Origin of the sequence: Nocardia sp. JW2 (assembly GCF_051843015.1) — a bacterium.
GTDB classification, from domain to species: domain Bacteria; phylum Actinomycetota; class Actinomycetes; order Mycobacteriales; family Mycobacteriaceae; genus Nocardia; species Nocardia coubleae.
In genome coordinates, this window is the sequence record NZ_JBPXLK010000003.1 from 1 (window position 1) to 16,951 (window position 16,951).

15 protein-coding genes and 1 rRNA gene are annotated in these 16,951 nt (G+C 66.7%); 8 read left to right on the forward strand and 8 right to left on the reverse strand.

The features are described from left to right. Positions 1-10 precede the first annotated feature (10 nt). Positions 11-1,529: ribosomal RNA gene (locus tag ACSVDM_RS05255) — 16S ribosomal RNA — on the reverse strand. 538 nt (positions 1,530-2,067) lie between these two features. On the opposite strand from ACSVDM_RS05255, the gene ACSVDM_RS05260 reads away from it, so the two are divergent. Further along, entirely contained in the window at positions 2,068-2,646 is a 579-nt protein-coding gene (locus ACSVDM_RS05260; RefSeq protein WP_439263256.1) for a SanA/YdcF family protein, read from the forward strand. 12 nt (positions 2,647-2,658) lie between these two features. On the opposite strand, the gene ACSVDM_RS05265 is transcribed toward ACSVDM_RS05260, so the two are convergent. Then, positions 2,659-3,276: a hypothetical protein gene (locus ACSVDM_RS05265; protein ID WP_439263258.1), complete on the reverse strand. Its 618-nt coding sequence runs from the start codon at positions 3,274-3,276 to the stop codon at positions 2,659-2,661. Between the two features lie 145 nt (positions 3,277-3,421). Here ACSVDM_RS05265 and ACSVDM_RS05270 point away from each other — a divergent pair, with 145 nt between their 5' ends. After that, positions 3,422-3,676, forward strand: a complete 255-nt coding sequence (locus ACSVDM_RS05270; protein ID WP_067487404.1) for a hypothetical protein — start codon at positions 3,422-3,424, stop codon at positions 3,674-3,676. Positions 3,677-3,754: 78 nt separating this feature from the next. Continuing rightward, complete coding sequence (locus tag ACSVDM_RS05275; RefSeq protein WP_439263260.1) at positions 3,755-7,099, forward strand: DEAD/DEAH box helicase; 3,345 nt, start codon at positions 3,755-3,757, stop codon at positions 7,097-7,099. Here the strand turns inward: ACSVDM_RS05275 and ACSVDM_RS05280 are convergent. From ACSVDM_RS05280 to ACSVDM_RS05290, 3 genes are all read right to left on the reverse strand, one after another. Next, complete coding sequence (locus ACSVDM_RS05280; protein ID WP_439263261.1) at positions 7,081-8,136, reverse strand: class I SAM-dependent methyltransferase; 1,056 nt, start codon at positions 8,134-8,136, stop codon at positions 7,081-7,083. The genes ACSVDM_RS05275 and ACSVDM_RS05280 overlap by 19 nt on opposite strands. 225 nt (positions 8,137-8,361) lie before the next feature. Continuing rightward, positions 8,362-8,811 (reverse strand): PTS sugar transporter subunit IIA, encoded by a 450-nt coding sequence (locus ACSVDM_RS05285; protein WP_439263262.1) that lies wholly within the window; start codon positions 8,809-8,811, stop codon positions 8,362-8,364. Further along, positions 8,808-9,038 (reverse strand): glucose PTS transporter subunit EIIB, encoded by a 231-nt coding sequence (locus ACSVDM_RS05290; protein ID WP_067487390.1) that lies wholly within the window; start codon positions 9,036-9,038, stop codon positions 8,808-8,810. The genes ACSVDM_RS05285 and ACSVDM_RS05290 overlap by 4 nt, the downstream gene beginning before the upstream one ends. A 174-nt stretch (positions 9,039-9,212) precedes the next feature. Here ACSVDM_RS05290 and ACSVDM_RS05295 point away from each other — a divergent pair, with 174 nt between their 5' ends. From ACSVDM_RS05295 to nagB, 4 genes are all read left to right on the forward strand, one after another. After that, positions 9,213-10,538, forward strand: coding sequence for a PTS transporter subunit EIIC (locus tag ACSVDM_RS05295; protein WP_439263264.1), 1,326 nt, complete (start codon positions 9,213-9,215; stop codon positions 10,536-10,538). Positions 10,539-10,544: 6 nt separating this feature from the next. Next, positions 10,545-12,209: a phosphoenolpyruvate--protein phosphotransferase gene (gene ptsP, locus ACSVDM_RS05300; RefSeq protein WP_439263265.1), complete on the forward strand. Its 1,665-nt coding sequence runs from the start codon at positions 10,545-10,547 to the stop codon at positions 12,207-12,209. Positions 12,210-12,572: 363 nt separating this feature from the next. Continuing rightward, the gene (locus tag ACSVDM_RS05305) at positions 12,573-13,856 is read left to right on the forward strand and encodes an N-acetylglucosamine-6-phosphate deacetylase (RefSeq protein ID WP_439263266.1); all 1,284 of its coding nucleotides are present in this window, start codon (positions 12,573-12,575) and stop codon (positions 13,854-13,856) included. Next, the gene (gene nagB, locus ACSVDM_RS05310; protein ID WP_439263267.1) at positions 13,856-14,635 is read left to right on the forward strand and encodes a glucosamine-6-phosphate deaminase; all 780 of its coding nucleotides are present in this window, start codon (positions 13,856-13,858) and stop codon (positions 14,633-14,635) included. Before ACSVDM_RS05305 ends, nagB begins: the two co-directional genes overlap by 1 nt. Positions 14,636-14,637: 2 nt before the next feature. Here nagB and ACSVDM_RS05315 read toward each other — a convergent pair whose 3' ends face one another. Together ACSVDM_RS05315 and ACSVDM_RS05320 are read right to left on the reverse strand one after the other, a co-directional pair. Next, entirely contained in the window at positions 14,638-15,279 is a 642-nt protein-coding gene (locus tag ACSVDM_RS05315) for an HD domain-containing protein (RefSeq protein ID WP_439263268.1), read from the reverse strand. A 71-nt stretch (positions 15,280-15,350) separates the two neighbouring features. Then, positions 15,351-16,016, reverse strand: a complete 666-nt coding sequence (locus ACSVDM_RS05320; RefSeq protein WP_439263269.1) for a class I SAM-dependent methyltransferase — start codon at positions 16,014-16,016, stop codon at positions 15,351-15,353. Positions 16,017-16,114: 98 nt separating this feature from the next. On the opposite strand from ACSVDM_RS05320, the gene ACSVDM_RS05325 reads away from it, so the two are divergent. After that, a complete protein-coding gene (locus tag ACSVDM_RS05325) occupies positions 16,115-16,696 on the forward strand; it encodes a TetR/AcrR family transcriptional regulator (protein WP_067642187.1) in 582 nt (193 codons plus the stop codon). On the opposite strand, the gene ACSVDM_RS05330 is transcribed toward ACSVDM_RS05325, so the two are convergent. After that, positions 16,629-16,925: a hypothetical protein gene (locus ACSVDM_RS05330; protein ID WP_067642188.1), complete on the reverse strand. Its 297-nt coding sequence runs from the start codon at positions 16,923-16,925 to the stop codon at positions 16,629-16,631. The genes ACSVDM_RS05325 and ACSVDM_RS05330 overlap by 68 nt on opposite strands. Positions 16,926-16,951 lie beyond the last annotated feature (26 nt).

Here is a 16,951-nt window from a genome sequence, read left to right on the forward strand (position 1 = left end):
TGCTCCTTAGAAAGGAGGTGATCCAGCCGCACCTTCCGGTACGGCTACCTTGTTACGACTTCGTCCCAATCGCCGATCCCACCTTCGACGGCTCCCTCCCACAAGGGGTTAGGCCACCGGCTTCGGGTGTTACCGACTTTCATGACGTGACGGGCGGTGTGTACAAGGCCCGGGAACGTATTCACCGCAGCGTTGCTGATCTGCGATTACTAGCGACTCCAACTTCACGGGGTCGAGTTGCAGACCCCGATCCGAACTGAGACCGGCTTTAAGGGATTCGCTCCACCTCACGGTATCGCAGCCCTCTGTACCGGCCATTGTAGCATGTGTGAAGCCCTGGACATAAGGGGCATGATGACTTGACGTCGTCCCCACCTTCCTCCGAGTTGACCCCGGCAGTCTCTCACGAGTCCCCGCCATTACGCGCTGGCAACATAAGATAAGGGTTGCGCTCGTTGCGGGACTTAACCCAACATCTCACGACACGAGCTGACGACAGCCATGCACCACCTGTACACCAACCACAAGGGGGGCCGTATCTCTACGGCTTTCTGGTGTATGTCAAACCCAGGTAAGGTTCTTCGCGTTGCATCGAATTAATCCACATGCTCCGCCGCTTGTGCGGGCCCCCGTCAATTTCTTTGAGTTTTAGCCTTGCGGCCGTACTCCCCAGGCGGGGTACTTAATGCGTTAGCTACGGCACGGAGTCCGTGGAAGGAGCCCCACACCTAGTACCCACCGTTTACGGCATGGACTACCAGGGTATCTAATCCTGTTTGCTACCCATGCTTTCGCTTCTCAGCGTCAGTTACTTCCCAGAGACCCGCCTTCGCCACCGGTGTTCCTCCTGATATCTGCGCATTTCACCGCTACACCAGGAATTCCAGTCTCCCCTGAAGTACTCTAGTCCGCCCGTATCGCCTGCAAGCTTAAGGTTGAGCCCCAAGTTTTCACAAACGACGCGACGAACCGCCTACAAGCTCTTTACGCCCAGTAATTCCGGACAACGCTCGGACCCTACGTATTACCGCGGCTGCTGGCACGTAGTTGGCCGGTCCTTATTCTACAGGTACAGTCACTTGCGCTTCGTCCCTGTCAAAAGCGGTTTACAACCCGAAGGCCGTCATCCCGCACGCGGCGTCGCTGCATCAGGCTTTCGCCCATTGTGCAATATTCCCCACTGCTGCCTCCCGTAGGAGTCTGGGCCGTGTCTCAGTCCCAGTGTGGCCGGTCACCCTCTCAGGTCGGCTACCCGTCGTCGCCTTGGTGAGCCGTTACCTCACCAACAAGCTGATAGGCCGCGGGCCCATCTCGCACCGATAAATCTTTCCACCCCAGAACATGCATCCCGAGGTCATATCCGGTATTAGACCCAGTTTCCCAGGCTTATCCCGAAGTGCAAGGCAGATCACCCACGTGTTACTCACCCGTTCGCCGCTCGTGTACCCCGAAGGGCCTTACCGCTCGACTTGCATGTGTTAAGCACGCCGCTAGCGTTCGTCCTGAGCCAGAATCAAACTCTCCGTTGAAGACTCTCAACCACACCCCAAAAGGGTGTAATCAGAAATATCTAACTAGAGTCCGAAAAATCTAGCAAAGCGAACACCAGCAAAAAAGATTCGCTGTTGTTCAAAATGTCCAACCTCCCACGACCGGGGGGTACGCGAAGGCTGGAACCAATAAAAATATTGGCACTGACATTCATCGACACACTATTGAGTTCTCAAAGAACACACGCACAAACATCCACCCGGTGAAGGGTTTCAGTGAGGCAAGGGTTCGTACTGTAGCTCAGAGCGTCGACCGGACGCAAATCCGGAAGAACCCTGAACACATGATCGGTCAGGCGCTCATCGTCCTACCTCGTTTCCCTGTACCGTAGCGGCCCTGTCGGACCAGCTCTTCGGCACCGGGTCGGTGTCCGTGTCGCTCTGACTGGAATAAAGTTACGTGGCTGGAATTCCGATGTCAAATTCCCTAGTCAGGCCGGGTTTCGAACCACAACAATGGGAGGGTCGCGCGTTGAGCGAGGAACGTAGTGGAAGGCGGCGGCGGTTACGTCGCGTTATGAAGGCCGGCGTGGTGTTGGCGAGTGGCGTGGTGTTGGTGACGGTCTGTGCCAATGCGGCCATGTGGATGTTGTCGTCGGGGCATCGCAGCGATGTGGCCGGAGCGCCCACTGTTCCGGTTGTCATTGTTCCCGGTGCGCGGGTCGCGCCGGACGGGACGCCGATGGCGTATCTGCGGGGTCGCCTGGATGTGGCGATCGAATTGGTCGCGGCGGGGAAGGCGCGTGAGATCCTGCTGTCCGGGGATGCCGGCGGGACGTCCGGCGACGAGATCGTGTCGATGCGGCGTTATCTCCTCGAGCACGGAGTGGATCCGGGCATCGTACGAGCGGATGGGGAAGGGTTTTCCACGCGGGAGACCTGTGAGCGGGCGCGGTCGATGTTCGGGGTGAAGCGCGCGATCATCGTCAGCCAGTACCAGCATCTGCCTCGGGCCGTCGCGCTGTGCCGGGCGGCGGATATCGACGCCGACGGGGTTGTCGCCTATTGCGAGTGCAGGCGGGCCACCGAGGTGCGCAACAACATCCGGGAGTGGTTGGCGGCGCCCAAGGCGGTCGTGGGGATGATCCTGCGCTGATCTGCCAAAGGGTTATCGGCGCAGGATTGCTACGAGCCCGGCGCGAAGTCGATCCAGCAGCCTCGGACGGTCGGGTGTTTCCGCAGGGATGTGCGGCTCGGGCGGGGTTTCATCCACCCGGCCGGCCCGCGGGTACACAGGCGCATAGGGAGGGCCCGCCAGCAGGTTTCGGCATCCTGTGCGGATCTCGTCCCAGATGATCGCGGCATCCAGGCCGTCCTCCAGGCTGATTTGCATGGTGTAGAAGCCCCAGGCCAGTTCCTCCAACTCCGGTGGTTCGGGCTCGGGACGCATCGTCAGCTCGAACAGATCAGTGAAGATCAGGCTCAGACACTCGTCGGAGTCTCCCTCGTCGGCCAGTAGGGCGGCGGCGTTGCGATTCGCGCGACTGAGCCGGACAGCTACCTCCCGTTCGCGCCAACCCCCGAGGTGAACGATCTCGAGTTCGGCGAGCGCAGCGCGGAACAGTTCCGGGGCGTCGCGGCAATCGGTTCGGTGCAGACAGACGAGTTCGATCAGCGCCGGGGAATCGACCCCTCGGGCCAAGGCCTCGGCGCCGATCATCGTCAGATGCGACTCGTCCAGCTCGCCGACGGCGAACAGGTCTGCGGCGCGGTTCAACTCGTCCATCGGGTCAGCGTGCGGTTCCGGGGGTTCGGCCGTCAACGCGAATATGGACCGGACTCGAGGTTTCTGTGGAGGGGGTTCGGTCAACCCTCTCGTCGGTCCGCGACCGGATGGACCGATTCCGATCACCGCAATTCGAGGAGAGCTAGTGCGCATCGTCAAAGCTGTTGGGATCATGCTGGCCGTTGTGGCCGCCACGGCGGTGGGGGCCGGTTCGGCTGTCGCGGAACCGGAGTCCAAGGAGAACATCTACATCGACGTCAATGTGCTCGGGTGCTCGATCGGCGCCGGACTCGGTGGTGACGTGCTGGTGGCGCTCACCGGTGGAGGCGGGTCGAGTGCGATGGTGAATTCGTCGCTGGCGGCGCGGCTTCGGGCCGCCGGGTGCCTGCCTCGCCTGTAGGACCAGCGCCGATGGTCTCGTCGACGGCGCCGGGACCATCGGCCTACCGTGCCCGTGCACGCGCCATCACGTACCGTGGTGCGAGTTGTCAGCATGCTGGCCGACGGAATGGGGTGCATCGTGAACGGGTCCGAGCATGCCGCGCGGCTCGTGCGTTTCTGGCGGACCGTCGAACTGTTCGGTCCGCAACTGGTACCGGAGATCGGGGTCTGCCGCGAAACCGGTGCGCTGGTGGTGGAACTCGGCGCCGACGAACCGGCACCGTGGGAAGACCTCACCGCGCTCCCCGCGCTGCAACCGGGCCGGGTATGGCAGTTCGTGGTGTTCGGCGGGCTGTTCGAAGTGGGGCGTGCGCGTGAATCGCTGATGCGCGCCTTCGGGCGCGACGAGCTCGAAGCGGACGCGCGACAGTCCGGAACCACAGCCACTTTCGCGGTGACATTGAGCGACGACGGCATGGTTGTCGAGGGATCGGCGACGCTGTCGGGGCTGGCGTGGGCGATCAACCGGTTGCGCTCCCCCGGCCCCGCCGACCCGGGTTGGGCCGACGGGTTCGAGCACGACTCCTCGGCCTTCACCGCCGCGTTCGACCTGCTGACCACCGAGGTACCGAGCGCCGACCCGGAGGCCGACGATCCCGGCCCGCGTTGGCGTGCCCTGGATGTGGTCGGTCGTGGCGTCGGCGCGTCGCTGATCGCGGCGGGTGCGGACGGTGTCGTTTCGCCCGGGCTGGCGGGGATGTCGGCCACCGCGTTCGTGCGCGGCGTCATGGCGAACGAGGAATTCGGTACGCCGCTGGTGACCGGGCGGGCATTGCAGACGTTCGCGGGGGATCTGTGTGGGGCGCTCTCCATCCGGTCCGAATTGCGGGCCGGTGGGGTGCGGGTGGCGTGCGTGCAGGTGGCGGCCAGGGATGCCGACAGCACGGCGGCCGAGGATCGGCTCAACAGCGGACTGGGCGTGGAGTTGCGTGCGCTCGCCGCGGCGGTGGAGCGTGGGGACGTCGGGGCAGCGCTGCGGGACTACCTCGCGGCGAGTGAAACCTTGCCCATAGATCAGCGGATCGACGTTCGTCAACGACAGGACGTGATGGTCGAAGGGCTGCTGCCCCAGCGCGTGCCGGACGGGCGGTGGCCGGGTGATCCGCTCGTCGCGGGCCAGCAGTTCGCGGTAGATCAGGCGATGACCGAACTCCGCGACAGCGCGGGGATTTTCGCCGTGCACGGCGCGCCGGGCACCGGAACGACGACGATGCTGCGGGACCTGCTCGCGGCGATCGTGGTCGAAAGAGCGGAACGGCTGGCCGCTTTCGACGACCCGATGGATGTGTTCACCGGTGTCACCGAGCAGGTGCAGGTCGCCAAGAACTACACCGTCGGCGCGCACCGGCTCGCCCCCGAGACGACCGGGTTCGAGGTGGTGCTCGCCACCGGCAGCGACCGGAGTGCCGCCGATGTGGTGGCCGAGATCCAGCACCGCGACGCGATCGACTCCGACGTGCGGATCAACCACTTCGGCGAGCTGGCCGAATTCGTCAGCGGCGAACCCGCGTGGGGATTGATCGCCTCGGCGCTCGGCGGGGCGCGACGAACCTTCGGCGAGCAGTTCTGGTTCGGCGACCGGTTCGCCACCGAGCGCAAGGCCCATGCCGGTTCGGCGGGAATGCTCGATCTGCTCAAACAGGCCGAGGCGGACCCGGATTCGGTGCCCGACTGGCAGACCGCCGTGCGCGACTTCGAGAGCAGGCGCGAGCACGTTCGAACACTCGCACAGCAGCGTCAGGACGTGGCCGACGCGGTCGCCGAACTGCCTGCGATGAACGACGACCTGCTGTCGCTGTCGGCGGAGATCGCCAATGCCGATGCGGCACACGCACACTGGCGCGCACAGCATCAGCAGGCAACCGAACAGCTGCGCGCGGCGCAGGCCACGCATCATCGGGTCAGCACGTTGCTCACCGAGCACGGCGGGCGTAAGCCAGGGTTCGCGGAGTCGTTGTCCACCGGATTCCGCGCCGGCCGACGATGGAGTGCACGCTCCAACGAGCTGTTGCGCGAACGCCACGACGCCGAGGCGGAGATGCGGCGCAGGCAAGGCGAGGTCGACCATGCGCGTGAACAGTGGGCGCAGGCGGCCGAGCACGGGCGCACCCTCATCCGCGACCACGTCGCCTTGACCGAGCGGCGGGCACGGGCACTCGACATCATCGAAGCGGCGCGCGAGAACTGGGCGGAGACTATTCCTTTCGGTGATGTCGCGGCAGACGACGAGCAGTTCCAGCTGTGCAATCCGTGGGCCGACGAGCAGTACTCGACGGCTCGGCGTGAGCTCTTCCTCTCGGCGCTGCGGCTGCACCGGGCGCTGCTGCTGAACGCCGCGCCCCGGGTGCGCGACAACTTGATCGTGGCGATCGCGCTGATCCGCGACGAGCTCGCGGTGGCGCCTAAGCCGGAAACCATCGCGGCCGCCTGGCAGACGCTGTTCCTCGCGGTGCCGATGCTCACGACGACGTTCGCCGCGTTGCCCAAGTTGTTCGCCGGGCTGGGGCGCGAGGCGCTCGGTTGGTTGTTCGTCGACGACGCGGGCCAGGCCGCGCCGCAGGCGGTGGCGGGTGGACTGTGGCGCGCGCGCCGGGCGGTGATCGTCGGAGATCATCGTCAGCTGGGACCCGTTGTGACGCTGCCGACTTCGGCGCAGGAAGCGCTGGTTCGCCAGTACGGGCTCGATGCGGAGTGGAGGCCGGATCTGGCCTCGGCGCGGCAGGCGGCAGATCGTGGCGTCCGGTTCGGGACCTGGCTGACACCGGCCGATTACGACCGGCCGGTGTGGGTGGGAACGCCGTTGCGGGTGCATCGGCGCAGCGATCTGCCGATCTTCGAGCTGACCCATCGGATCGCCTACGACGACGACCTGCTCGTCTTCGGCACGCCCGAGCGGCCCGACTTCCCGGGGCACGATCGGTGGATCGATGTGAGATCCGCACGCGCCGAGGGGAACTGGATTCCCGGCGAAGGTGAGGCGCTCGGTGCCTTGCTGACGGAGTTGCGGGAGGACGGGGTCGCGGCCGACGACATCCGGGTGGTCAGCCCGTTCCGCGATGTCGCCGACGGTGCGCGGCGGGTCGCCCGCGAGGTGCTCGGGGACGAGTTCGCCGCCGCCCAGGTGGGCACGATCCATGGCATGCGTGGAAACTCGGCCGAGGTGGTTGTGCTGGTACTCGGCACCTCACCCGCCGCGGGCGGTTCGCGGCGCTGGGCCGCGGCCAACCCGAATGTGCTCAACGCTGCGGTGTCGCGGGCGCGGCGGCGGGTGTACGTGATCGGCAACTATCGATTGTGGAGCAGCCAGCGGTATTTCGACGTGCTCGCCCGGCATTGGCCGGCCGAGTCCGATCAGCTGGTCGCTCACACCGTCAACCGGTAGAACCGCCAGAAGCCGAAATTCTCGATCGGCAGGATGTCGACGGTGGTGAAGCCCGCCTTGTGGGCGTACTCCCCCAACTGCTCGGCGCGCATCACGGTTCCGGTACCCGCCGAACCGGGGTGCGCCATGCCGTCCGGTAGGCAGATGAGCAGGCTGAAGCCGTACATGAGGCGGTCGACATCGCTCGCGGGAGAAGTGAAGTCCGGGTCTACGGCCTCGTCCATCACGATCACCACCCCGCCGGGACGCAGCGCACATCGTGCGGCTGACAGCACCTCGACCGGGTACGGCATGTCGTGCACGCATTCGAAGGCGAAGACGGCGTCGTAGGTCGATTCCGGGAGGTCGGTCGTGACGTCGGCGTGGTGGAAGTGGACGCGGTCGGCGAGGTCGGCGGCGTTGGCGGTGGCCATGGCGATCGACGGCGGGTCGATGTCGTAACCGTCGACCCGCAGGTCGGGGTAGGCGCGGGCCAGGGCGATCGAGGACCAGCCGCCGCCGGAGCCGATATCGGCGACTCGGGCGCCGGGGGCCGAAAGCAGGGCATGGATGTCGGGGACGGTGGCGAGGTCGGCGGCCAGGCGGTGTTCGAACCAGGGCCGGTTCATGTCGGCTTGGGATTCGCGCACGTCGGTGCCGTATTCGGACCAACCGACACCGCCGCCGTCGCGATAGGCGCGCACCAGGGCGGGGAGCTGGATCGCCGCACCGGCCAGCATCCGGGCGAGCGGGGCGAGGTAGTCCAGGCTGTTCGTGTCGGTGAGCACCTCGGCCGGGCCCGCCGGGAGGGCGAAGCGGCCGTCCGGCGTCACCGTGAGGACGCCTGTCGCGGCTTGCTGTTCGAGCCATTCCTGCGCGTATCGGCGGTCGCCGCCGGCGCGGGTGGTGAGTTCGGCCGCGTCGGCGGGGCCGGCGGCGAGCGCCGAATACCAGCCGAGCCGGTCGCCCAGATGGATGGCCAGGATGTCGACCGTGCCGAGCGCCGCTTCGAACAATCGCTGCGCGAACTGCTCACTGGTCTGCTCCACTGCGCTCACTTGGGTCCTCCCGATTCGATGCGGGCTGGAACAGCCTGCTGAAAGAAGAACGGACAAGGAAACGTCACGGTTCACCGCGTGCCCAACGATTCGATCTCACCGCTGTCGATTGCCGCCTGTTTGCGAGAGGCTAGGCAGAGTTCACAGGATCGGAGTTGTCATGAGGCCGAACTCATTTCTCGGACCCGTCGCTTGCGCTGCTGCTCTCGTCCTCCCTGCGGCCGGTTAAGGCGTATCGAACAGGGGTGCGCCGGGTTCCACGACTGTGTCGATCGTGTCGGGATTGATGGAGTTCTTCGGGGAGTCCATTACGACGATCGGGCAGATGATCGGGTTGCCGGTGGCGGCGATCTCGGTGGGGTCGAAGGTGACGATGGGGGTGCCGGTCTCGACGGTTTCGCCTTCGGTGGCGTGGAGGGTGAAGCCTTCGCCTTTGAGTTTCACCGTGTCGATGCCGAGGTGGACCAGGACACCGACGCCGCCGCCGAAGACGACGAAGGCGTGCGGGTGGAGTTTGAGGAGCTTGCCGCCGATGGGGGCGGTGACGGTGAGGGGACCGCGGGTGCGATCGGGGTCGATGGCCACGCCGGAGCCGACCAGTTGATCGGCGAAGACCTGGTCGGGAACCTCCGACAGCGGGATGACGCGGCCGGCGAGGGGGGCGGTGACGTTCACAGGATGTCCCCGATGTCCTCGGCCAGGGTGTCGGCTTCGGGGCCGACGACGACCTGTACGACGGTGCCCGACTTGAGGACGCCGTGGGCGCCTGCCGCCTTGAGCGCGGCCTCGTCGACCTTGGCACCGTCGCGCACCTCGGTGCGCAAACGGGTGATGCACGCCTCGATCTCGACGATGTTCTCCGCGCCGCCCAGGCCCTGGACGATCGCTTCCGCTTTGGACATGTGTTCTCCCTTTCCGCAGTGGTAGCCGGTTCCAGTATGGGAGCCTCGGTTGTGCGCCACGTCATATTTCGCGGTTGACATCCGGCGGCCACCTGGTCAAACTGACAACTGGTTATGACCGGACAGTACCCGTCAGAGCCACTGGTTCACAACCGCTGGACGAAGAAGGTCGACATGACTGCCGTTACCGACAGCCCCAAGCAAGAATCCAAGACATTCGCGGGATTGCAGCGCCTCGGGCGCAGCCTGATGCTGCCCATCGCCGTGCTTCCCGCGGCGGGCATCCTGTTGCGTCTCGGCCAGGACGATCTACTCGGCCGCTTCTCCGCGCTGGAAAGTGCGGCGTCGGTGATCTCGGCGGCGGGTCAGGCGGTGTTCACCTGGTTGCCGCTGATCTTCGCCGTGGGCATCGCCATCGGTTGGGCCAAGAAGGCCGACGGGTCGACCGCACTCGCCGCCGTGGTCGGTTACATGGTGATCAACGGCGTGTTCGAGGCGATGTCGCCGATCGTGCTGGAAGGCAAGACCGACCCCAAGGGCGCGCAGGCTCTCATCAACTACGGCGTGCTCGGCGGCATCGTGATGGGTCTGCTCTCGGCGATCCTGTGGCAGCGGTTCTATCGCACGAAGCTGCCCGACTTTCTCGGGTTCTTCAACGGCAGGCGGCTGGTTCCCATTCTCACCGCCGTCACCGGTCTGGTGGTGGGTGTCGCGATGGCCTTCCTGTATCCGGCGTTCAACTCGGCGCTCACCTGGGTCGGTGAGGCGGTCGCGGACAATTCGGTGGTCGGTGGCGGTATCTACGGCGCGGCCAACCGGTTGCTGATTCCCACCGGTCTGCACCACATTCTGAACTCCACGGTCTGGTTCCTCGTCGGCGATTACACCGATGCTTCCGGTCAGCTGGTGCGCGGCGACCTGAACCGATTCTTCGCGGGCGACCCGAGCGCGGGCACCTTCATGACCGGCTTCTTCCCGATCATGATGTTCGCGCTGCCCGCCGCTGCCTTCGCCATCTGGCGCAATGCGCGGCCGTCGCAGAAGAAGCTGGTCGGCGGCATCATGCTCTCCACCGGGCTCACCGCGTTCGTCACCGGTATCACCGAACCGCTCGAGTTCTCGTTCATGTTCGTGGCGTGGCCGCTGTACGTGGTGCACGCGATCCTGACCGGTACCTCGATGGCCTTGGTCAACGCGCTCGGTATCCACGACGGGTTCACCTTCTCGGCAGGCGCCATCGACTATCTGCTGAACTTCGGCAAGGCGACCGACGCGTGGCTGCTGATCCCGATCGGCCTCGGGTACGCGTTGGTGTATTACCTGCTGTTCAGCTTCGTGATCAAGAAGTGGAACCTGCGCACGCCTGGCCGTGAGGAGGAGACCGATGACGAGGTCTCCGGCGTGGTCGAGGCGCAAGCCGAACCCGTAGCGGCGGACAGCGGCGATACTCGAAACGATGGAACCGAGACGAAGCTGGACAAGAAGCCGGAAGGTGAGTGACGCCCGATGCCGGAACAGGTGATCCGTGGGCTCGGGGTCAGTCCCGGGGTGGTGTGTGCGCCGTGGTTGCGATTCGGTTCGCAACTCGAGACCTCCGCGCAGGACCCGGTCGGCGGGCCACCCGACGAGGAACTGGCCCGGGTGAAAGCGGCGCTCGCGGGGGTGGCCGACGAAATGGCCGCCAGGGCGTCGCGCGTGGATGGTGTTGCGGCGGAGATCCTTTCGATGTCGGCGACGATGGCCCGCGACCCGGGCATCGTCGCCGCCGCCGAGAAGGAATTGAAGGCGGGAATGCCGACGGCACACGCCGTGCACCTGGCATTCGAGGGGTTCTGCGCCAAGCTCGAGGCATTGGGCGGGTACATGGCCGAACGCGCGACCGATCTGCGCGATATCGGCGGGCGAACCATCGCGGTGCTGCTCGGTGAACCGATGCCGGGCATCCCCGAGCCGGGGTTTCCGTTCGTGCTCGTCGCGCGCGATCTGGCGCCGGCCGACACGGCGATGCTGGGTGGCAGTGATGTGGTCGGCCTGCTCACCAGCGAAGGCGGGCCGACCAGTCATACCGCCATCCTGGCGAAATCGCTCGGTCTGCCCGCGGTGGTGAACTGCCCGCAGACCGACAAGCTCGTCGAGGGCGCACCGGTGCTGCTCGACGGGTCGACCGGTGAAGTGGTGATCGACCCGAGCCCCGAGCGTCAGCAGGCGGCGGCCGAGCAGGCGGCCGCCGACAAGGCGCGGCTGGCGGCGGCCAGTGGGCCGGGGCGCACGGCCGACGGCACCCCGGTGCACCTGCTGGTCAATATCGGCACGGTCGACGACGCGGTGAAGGCGGCGCCGGTCGACAGTGAGGGTGTGGGCCTGTTCCGTACCGAGTTCATGTACCTCGGCAAGGCGTCGGAGCCTTCGCTGGACGAGCAGACCGCTTCTTACACAGCGGTTCTCGAACAGTTCGCGGGCCGCCGCGTGGTGGTGCGCACGCTCGACGCGGGCTCGGACAAGCCGCTGCCGTTTCTCGATCTCGGGACCGAGGAGAATCCGGCGCTCGGTGTGCGCGGATTGCGGATCGGGTCGGTGTTCCCGGAAACACTGGCCACCCAGCTCACCGCTTTGGCTCGCGCGGGTGAGGCGACCGGTGCCGATCTGTGGGTGATGGCGCCGATGGTCGCCACGGCCGACGAGGCCGCCGGATTCGCCGCGCTGGCAAGGGAATCCGGAGTGCGCAAGGTCGGGGTGATGATCGAGATCCCGGCGGCGGCATTGCGGGCGGCCGATCTGCTGGCGCACCTGGACTTCGTGAGCATCGGTACCAACGACCTCAGCCAGTACACCTGTGCCGCGGACCGGATGGCGGGCAGCCTCGCGCAGCTCCTCGACCCCTGGCAGCCCGCGGTGCTCGATTTGATCGCGATGGTCGGCGCGGCGGGAACGGCATCGGGCAAGTCTGTCGGTGTGTGCGGTGAGGCGGCGTCGGATCCCCTGCTCGCCCCGGTGCTGGTCGGGCTCGGAGTGACGAGCCTGTCGATGTCGGTACCCGCCTTGCCCGCTGTCCGAGCTGCCTTGGCAGGGATCGACATTCAGCGTTGTCAGGAAGCGGCCGACGCGGCGTGCGCCGCGCGTGGGCCACAGACGGCACGTGAGGTGGTCGCGGCGATCGTTGGACGGGCATGAGGTGGTGACGGCGAGGTCGAGCGGCTCGGTGGTCGCTGCGGCTGCGCGCGGCGTGCGACGTTCGGCCGCCGACAGCGTGGTGGCGGCCGTCCCCCTGGCAGTGGGGGTATCACTGATCGGGCACCGAGTCGCAACCAAGTCACCGGCAGGGGCGCCGGCTGCGGTCGTGGCAGCCGAGCTTCCGGCAGCAAGGATTTCAGCGGTCGGGCCAGTGGCGGGGATGGTGGTCGGCGCATATCGGGCAGTGACGCTGCCAACGGTTGGGCCCCTGCCGGCGCGCTGGTCGATCATCGGCCCGCGGGGTGCGGCGGTTGCGGGCAGACCGGTATCCGGCGGTATCGGGAGAGGGAAAGGTGGGTGGGCGTGACTGCCTTGCGGGGGTGGGTCGTCGGGGCGGGTGGGGGTGAGATTGCCGATGGTGTGGTCGAATTCGATGGGGCGACGATTACGTGGGTTGGTGCGGCGGCGAGTTATCCACGCCCGCAGGAACTTCCGGAGGCGACGGATGACCTTGTGCTGCCCGGGTTGATCGACCTGCATTGTCACGGTGGGGCCGGGTTCGGGTTTCCCAATGCTGACGGGGCGGGGGCGCGGGTTGCGGCGGCGCATCATCGCGCGCACGGCACGACTGGGTTGCTCGGCAGCTTGGTGTCGGCGGCGCCGGAGGTGTTGGTCGAGCAGGCGGCGGTGCTGGCGGATCTGGTGGACGACGGGGAGCTGCTCGGGGTTCATCTCGAGGGGCCGTTCATCAATGCGGTGCGGTGTGGTGCGCAGGATCCGGCGGCCATCGTCGCCGGTGATCCGGTGCTGTTCGAGCGGATCTGCCGGGCGTCGCGCGGCACCGTCCGGTCGATGACGTTGGCGCCCGAAACCGCGCACTTCGGCGAATTGCTGGCCGCGATGCGCGAATACGGTGTGCTGCCGAGCCTGGGGCATACCGATGCCGACGCGGCGACGACGTCGGCTCGGATCGCCGAGTGGGCCCACCCGCGCGGAACAACCGAGCAGGCATCCGCCCGGCGAAGCCCCGGTACGGCTCCGCAGACTGTCGAGAGCTCCGGAGCGACCCGAACCGAAGTCGGCGGCCCGGTGCGGTTCGGCGGCGAACCGATCACCGCCACCCATCTGTTCAACGGGATGCCCGAGCTGCATCACCGCAGGCCCGGACCCGCTGCCGCCTGCTTGGCCGCCGCCGGCCGCGGCGAGATGGTTGTCGAGTTGATCGCCGACGGTGTGCATCTGGCGCCCGAGACCGTCGCGATGGTGTTCGATACCGTCGGCGCCGACCAGATCGCCCTGGTATCGGACGCGATGGCGGCCGCCGGGATGAGCGACGGTGATTACCGGCTCGGCGCCCTGGATGTGCAGGTGCGGCACGGGATCGCCCGGCTCGCCACCGAAGACGGTTCGCCCGGTGCTATCGCGGGCGGCACGGCGACACTGCTCGAGGTGGTGCGGTGGTCGGTGGAGCATGCGGGTATCCCCCTCGTCGATGCGGTCAGGGCTGCCACGCGCACACCTGCACGGGTGCTCGGGCTCGGGGCCGAGCGGGGCACGTTGCGGGCGGGTGCGCGGGCCGATGTGCTCGTGGTCGATCGGCAATGGCAGGTGCGGCGGGTGTTCGTCGCCGGAACGGAAGGAAGCTGATGGAAATCGTGATCCGCGCGGACGAACACGAAGTGGCCACCACGGTCGCCGATATCGTCGGCGGCTATGTGCGCCAGGGCAACGCGATCCTCGGTCTGGCCACCGGGTCGTCGCCGCTCGGCAGTTACCGGGAACTGGCGCGCCGCTACCGCGACGGTGAACTGGACTTCACCACGGCCAGCGGGTTTCTGCTCGACGAGTACGTCGGGCTGCCGAAAAGCCATCCGCAGTCGTACTTCTCGGTGATCCGGTCGGAATTCGTCGATCATGTGAACCTCGATCCTGCGCGTGTGTTGAGCCCGAACGGGGAGGCGGGCGACATCGCGGGCGAGGGCAGGCGTTACGACGCCGCGATCGCCGCCGCCGGCGGGGTGGACGTGCAGCTGCTCGGTATCGGCACCGACGGGCACATCGGTTTCAACGAGCCCGGTTCGTCGCTGACCTCACGGACCAGGGTAAAGACGCTCACCGAGCAGACCCGCCGGGACAATGCCCGGTTCTTCGACGGCCCCGACGACGTCCCGCACCATGTGCTCACCCAAGGGCTCGGCACCATCTGCGAAGCCCGGCACCTGGTGATGATCGCCCTCGGCGCGGGGAAGGCCGACGCCATCGCGGCGGCCGCCGAGGGACCGCTGTCGGCGTTCTGCCCGGCCTCGGTGATGCAGTGGCATCCGCATGTCACCGTGGTGATCGATGAAGCCGCCGCGAGCAAACTGAAGCTGGCCGACTATTACAAGTACGCCCTCGCGAACAAGCCTGTGTGGCAGTCGTTTTGAGGTCAGGCGCGTTCGGCCAGGATGCGTTCGGCTTCACCCGGGTCGCACTCGAAGGCGGCACGCACGGCGGCCACCGCCTGTGCGTGTTCGCCCGCCGCGACGAGCCGGTCGATCTCGGCCCATTGCGCGGACGGCGCGGCCACCTCGGGGCCTAATCGGCGGTCGAGACGTTCCCACATGCGGGCGACCGTCGGGTCGTCGGCGAGCAATCCGCCGAGATGCGCTTTGAAGGTGGGGTGCTCGGTGCGGTACATGCCCATCCAGCTGGAGGCGGGTGGGCTCGCCTCGGCATTGGCCGTGCGGTCGGCGAGTTTGAGGATCACGGCGCGGGGGTGGGCGGCGATCTTGGTGTAGGCGTCCAGGTTTCGTGCCTTGCGGTCCGAACCCACGCCGGTGACCGCCCAGACGAGATCGAGAACCGCACGTCCGAAACGGGATTCGACCTCTTCGGCGGTGACCGGGGTGTCCTCGATGACGTCGTGCAGCCAGGCCGCCACCGCGAGATCGCCGCCGAAGCCGAAGTCGTCGAGCACTCCGCGCACGGCCGCGAGATGGGTGACGTACGGCCGCTCCCCATAACGCTGGTCACCGTGCGCAGCGACGGCGAATTCCCGTGCCTGCGCTTCGCGCTGATCGAACTCCATGCGACACCCCCGTGCTCGATTGCGATCCTGTTGCCCCGACCCTAGCCGAGGGCACCGACAAGTCGGGCCGATCAGCGCTGAGCGGTCACGGATGCGGGTTTCACACAGGTGAGAATGCCGGTCTGATAACGGCTCTGGGTGTAGCCGAGCTCGGTGAATCCGATGGCCGTCAGCTGGTCACGGTAGCGGCGGATATCGACAGCGTCGAAACCGCCGAACATCGGTGCGAGCAATCTGCGCATTCGAGGTGACGGTGAGGCATCGGCAAGCAGCAACCTGCCACCGGGACGCAGCACGCGCCACATCTGCGCCAGTGCCTCCGCACGGTGTTGCTCCGGGATGTGATGCATGACGAAAGTGCTGGTCACCACATCGAATTCGGCATCACCGAAAGGCAATCGCTGCGCGGGCCCCTCCTCGTAGCGGTGATGAGGAGTGCGGTCGCGCCGCCGGTTGTCGTCGATGGCGGCCGCCGACGGGTCGACACCAACTGCGGCACCGGTCGTGCCCGTCGCGATACCGAGGGCGCGGACGAGTTTTCCCGGGCCACAACCGATATCGAGCACACGGTCACCGGGGCGCACCCCTGCGGCCGTGACGAGTTCGGTGAGCAGCGCGCGATGCCTGCCGAGGAAGAACACACTGGTGAACAAGTTGTACCGGCGCAGGCCAGCGATGAGCAGACCGGTGTCACCGTCGTCGACGAACATGGGAGTGAGAAGCTGTTTTCCTGTCATGAACCTATGGTCGGGCGAGGTCGTGGCCACGACCAGGCGCAAGATGTGGCGATCTGTCCGTTTCCGCACAGATCCGGGAAATCCGTCCGGGAGGCACGATGTCCGAGCACACCGATCGCCGCGTCCGGCGCACCCGCGACGCCCTGCACCGCGCGCTGATCGAGCTGATGATCGAGCGTGGCTACGAGCGGGTGACGGTGAGCGACATCATCGAACGCGCCGACGTGGGCCGGTCCACCTTCTACGCCCACTACCGGGACAAGGACGACCTGCTGCTGGTGAGCTGCACCGAATTCCTGCGTCGCGAAATCGCGAACACCGCGGCGGGGGCCTCCCCGCTCGGCCGGCTGCGGGTGCTGTTCCAGCTCGCGGGCCGGTATCCCGAGGTGTACCGGCCGCTGGTGGGGCCCAAAGCGGCGACCACCGTGATCCACGCCTACCGGCGCGGATTGGCGGAGCTGATCGCCGAACTGTTCGGTGACTGGCCCGCGACCACCGTCGCGTTCGTGTCCTGGGGACTACTCGGCCTCACCGCGGAGATCATCGACCCGGCCGATCCGCTGCCCGCCGAGCGGGCATGGCAGCAGTTCGAGAAGCTGGTGGCGACCGGGATCAGTGGCGGCGCAGATCCGGCCACGGCGGACGGCGCAACAGGGCGAGCGCCAGGATCACGCCGGTGAGCAGACCGATCCACTCCCCCAGCTGGGCAATGCGATTGGCGTCGACCGCCGGTGACCAGTGTGCTCGGCCTTCGTGAATGACGAAGACGCCGACGGGCCGTGCGGGCCTGCCGAATCCGCCGCCGCGAGCGACGGTGATGACGGTGGCGCCATCGGCCGTGTCGGTAGGTTCGCCGAAGACTGTAGGCGGTTCGGTGATGGCCTGTTCCAGTCGATCTCTGATCGTCATCCGGACCCCCGTTGGTGTCGATGCGG

Bases quoted from the DNA above. Each gene is read 5' to 3' on its own strand.
- ACSVDM_RS05315 (WP_439263268.1), bottom strand. From the start codon at position 15,279: ATGGAGTTCGATCAGCGCGAAGCGCAGGCACGGGAATTCGCCGTCGCT.
- ACSVDM_RS05330 (WP_067642188.1), bottom strand. From the start codon at position 16,925: ATGACGATCAGAGATCGACTGGAACAGGCCATCACCGAACCGCCTACA.
- nagB (WP_439263267.1), top strand. From the start codon at position 13,856: ATGGAAATCGTGATCCGCGCGGACGAACACGAAGTGGCCACCACGGTC.
- ACSVDM_RS05260 (WP_439263256.1), top strand. From the start codon at position 2,068: ATGAAGGCCGGCGTGGTGTTGGCGAGTGGCGTGGTGTTGGTGACGGTC.
- ACSVDM_RS05325 (WP_067642187.1), top strand. From the start codon at position 16,115: ATGTCCGAGCACACCGATCGCCGCGTCCGGCGCACCCGCGACGCCCTG.
- ACSVDM_RS05320 (WP_439263269.1), bottom strand. From the start codon at position 16,016: ATGACAGGAAAACAGCTTCTCACTCCCATGTTCGTCGACGACGGTGAC.
- ACSVDM_RS05295 (WP_439263264.1), top strand. From the start codon at position 9,213: ATGACTGCCGTTACCGACAGCCCCAAGCAAGAATCCAAGACATTCGCG.
- ACSVDM_RS05290 (WP_067487390.1), bottom strand. From the start codon at position 9,038: ATGTCCAAAGCGGAAGCGATCGTCCAGGGCCTGGGCGGCGCGGAGAAC.
- ptsP (WP_439263265.1), top strand. From the start codon at position 10,545: ATGCCGGAACAGGTGATCCGTGGGCTCGGGGTCAGTCCCGGGGTGGTG.
- ACSVDM_RS05265 (WP_439263258.1), bottom strand. From the start codon at position 3,276: ATGGACGAGTTGAACCGCGCCGCAGACCTGTTCGCCGTCGGCGAGCTG.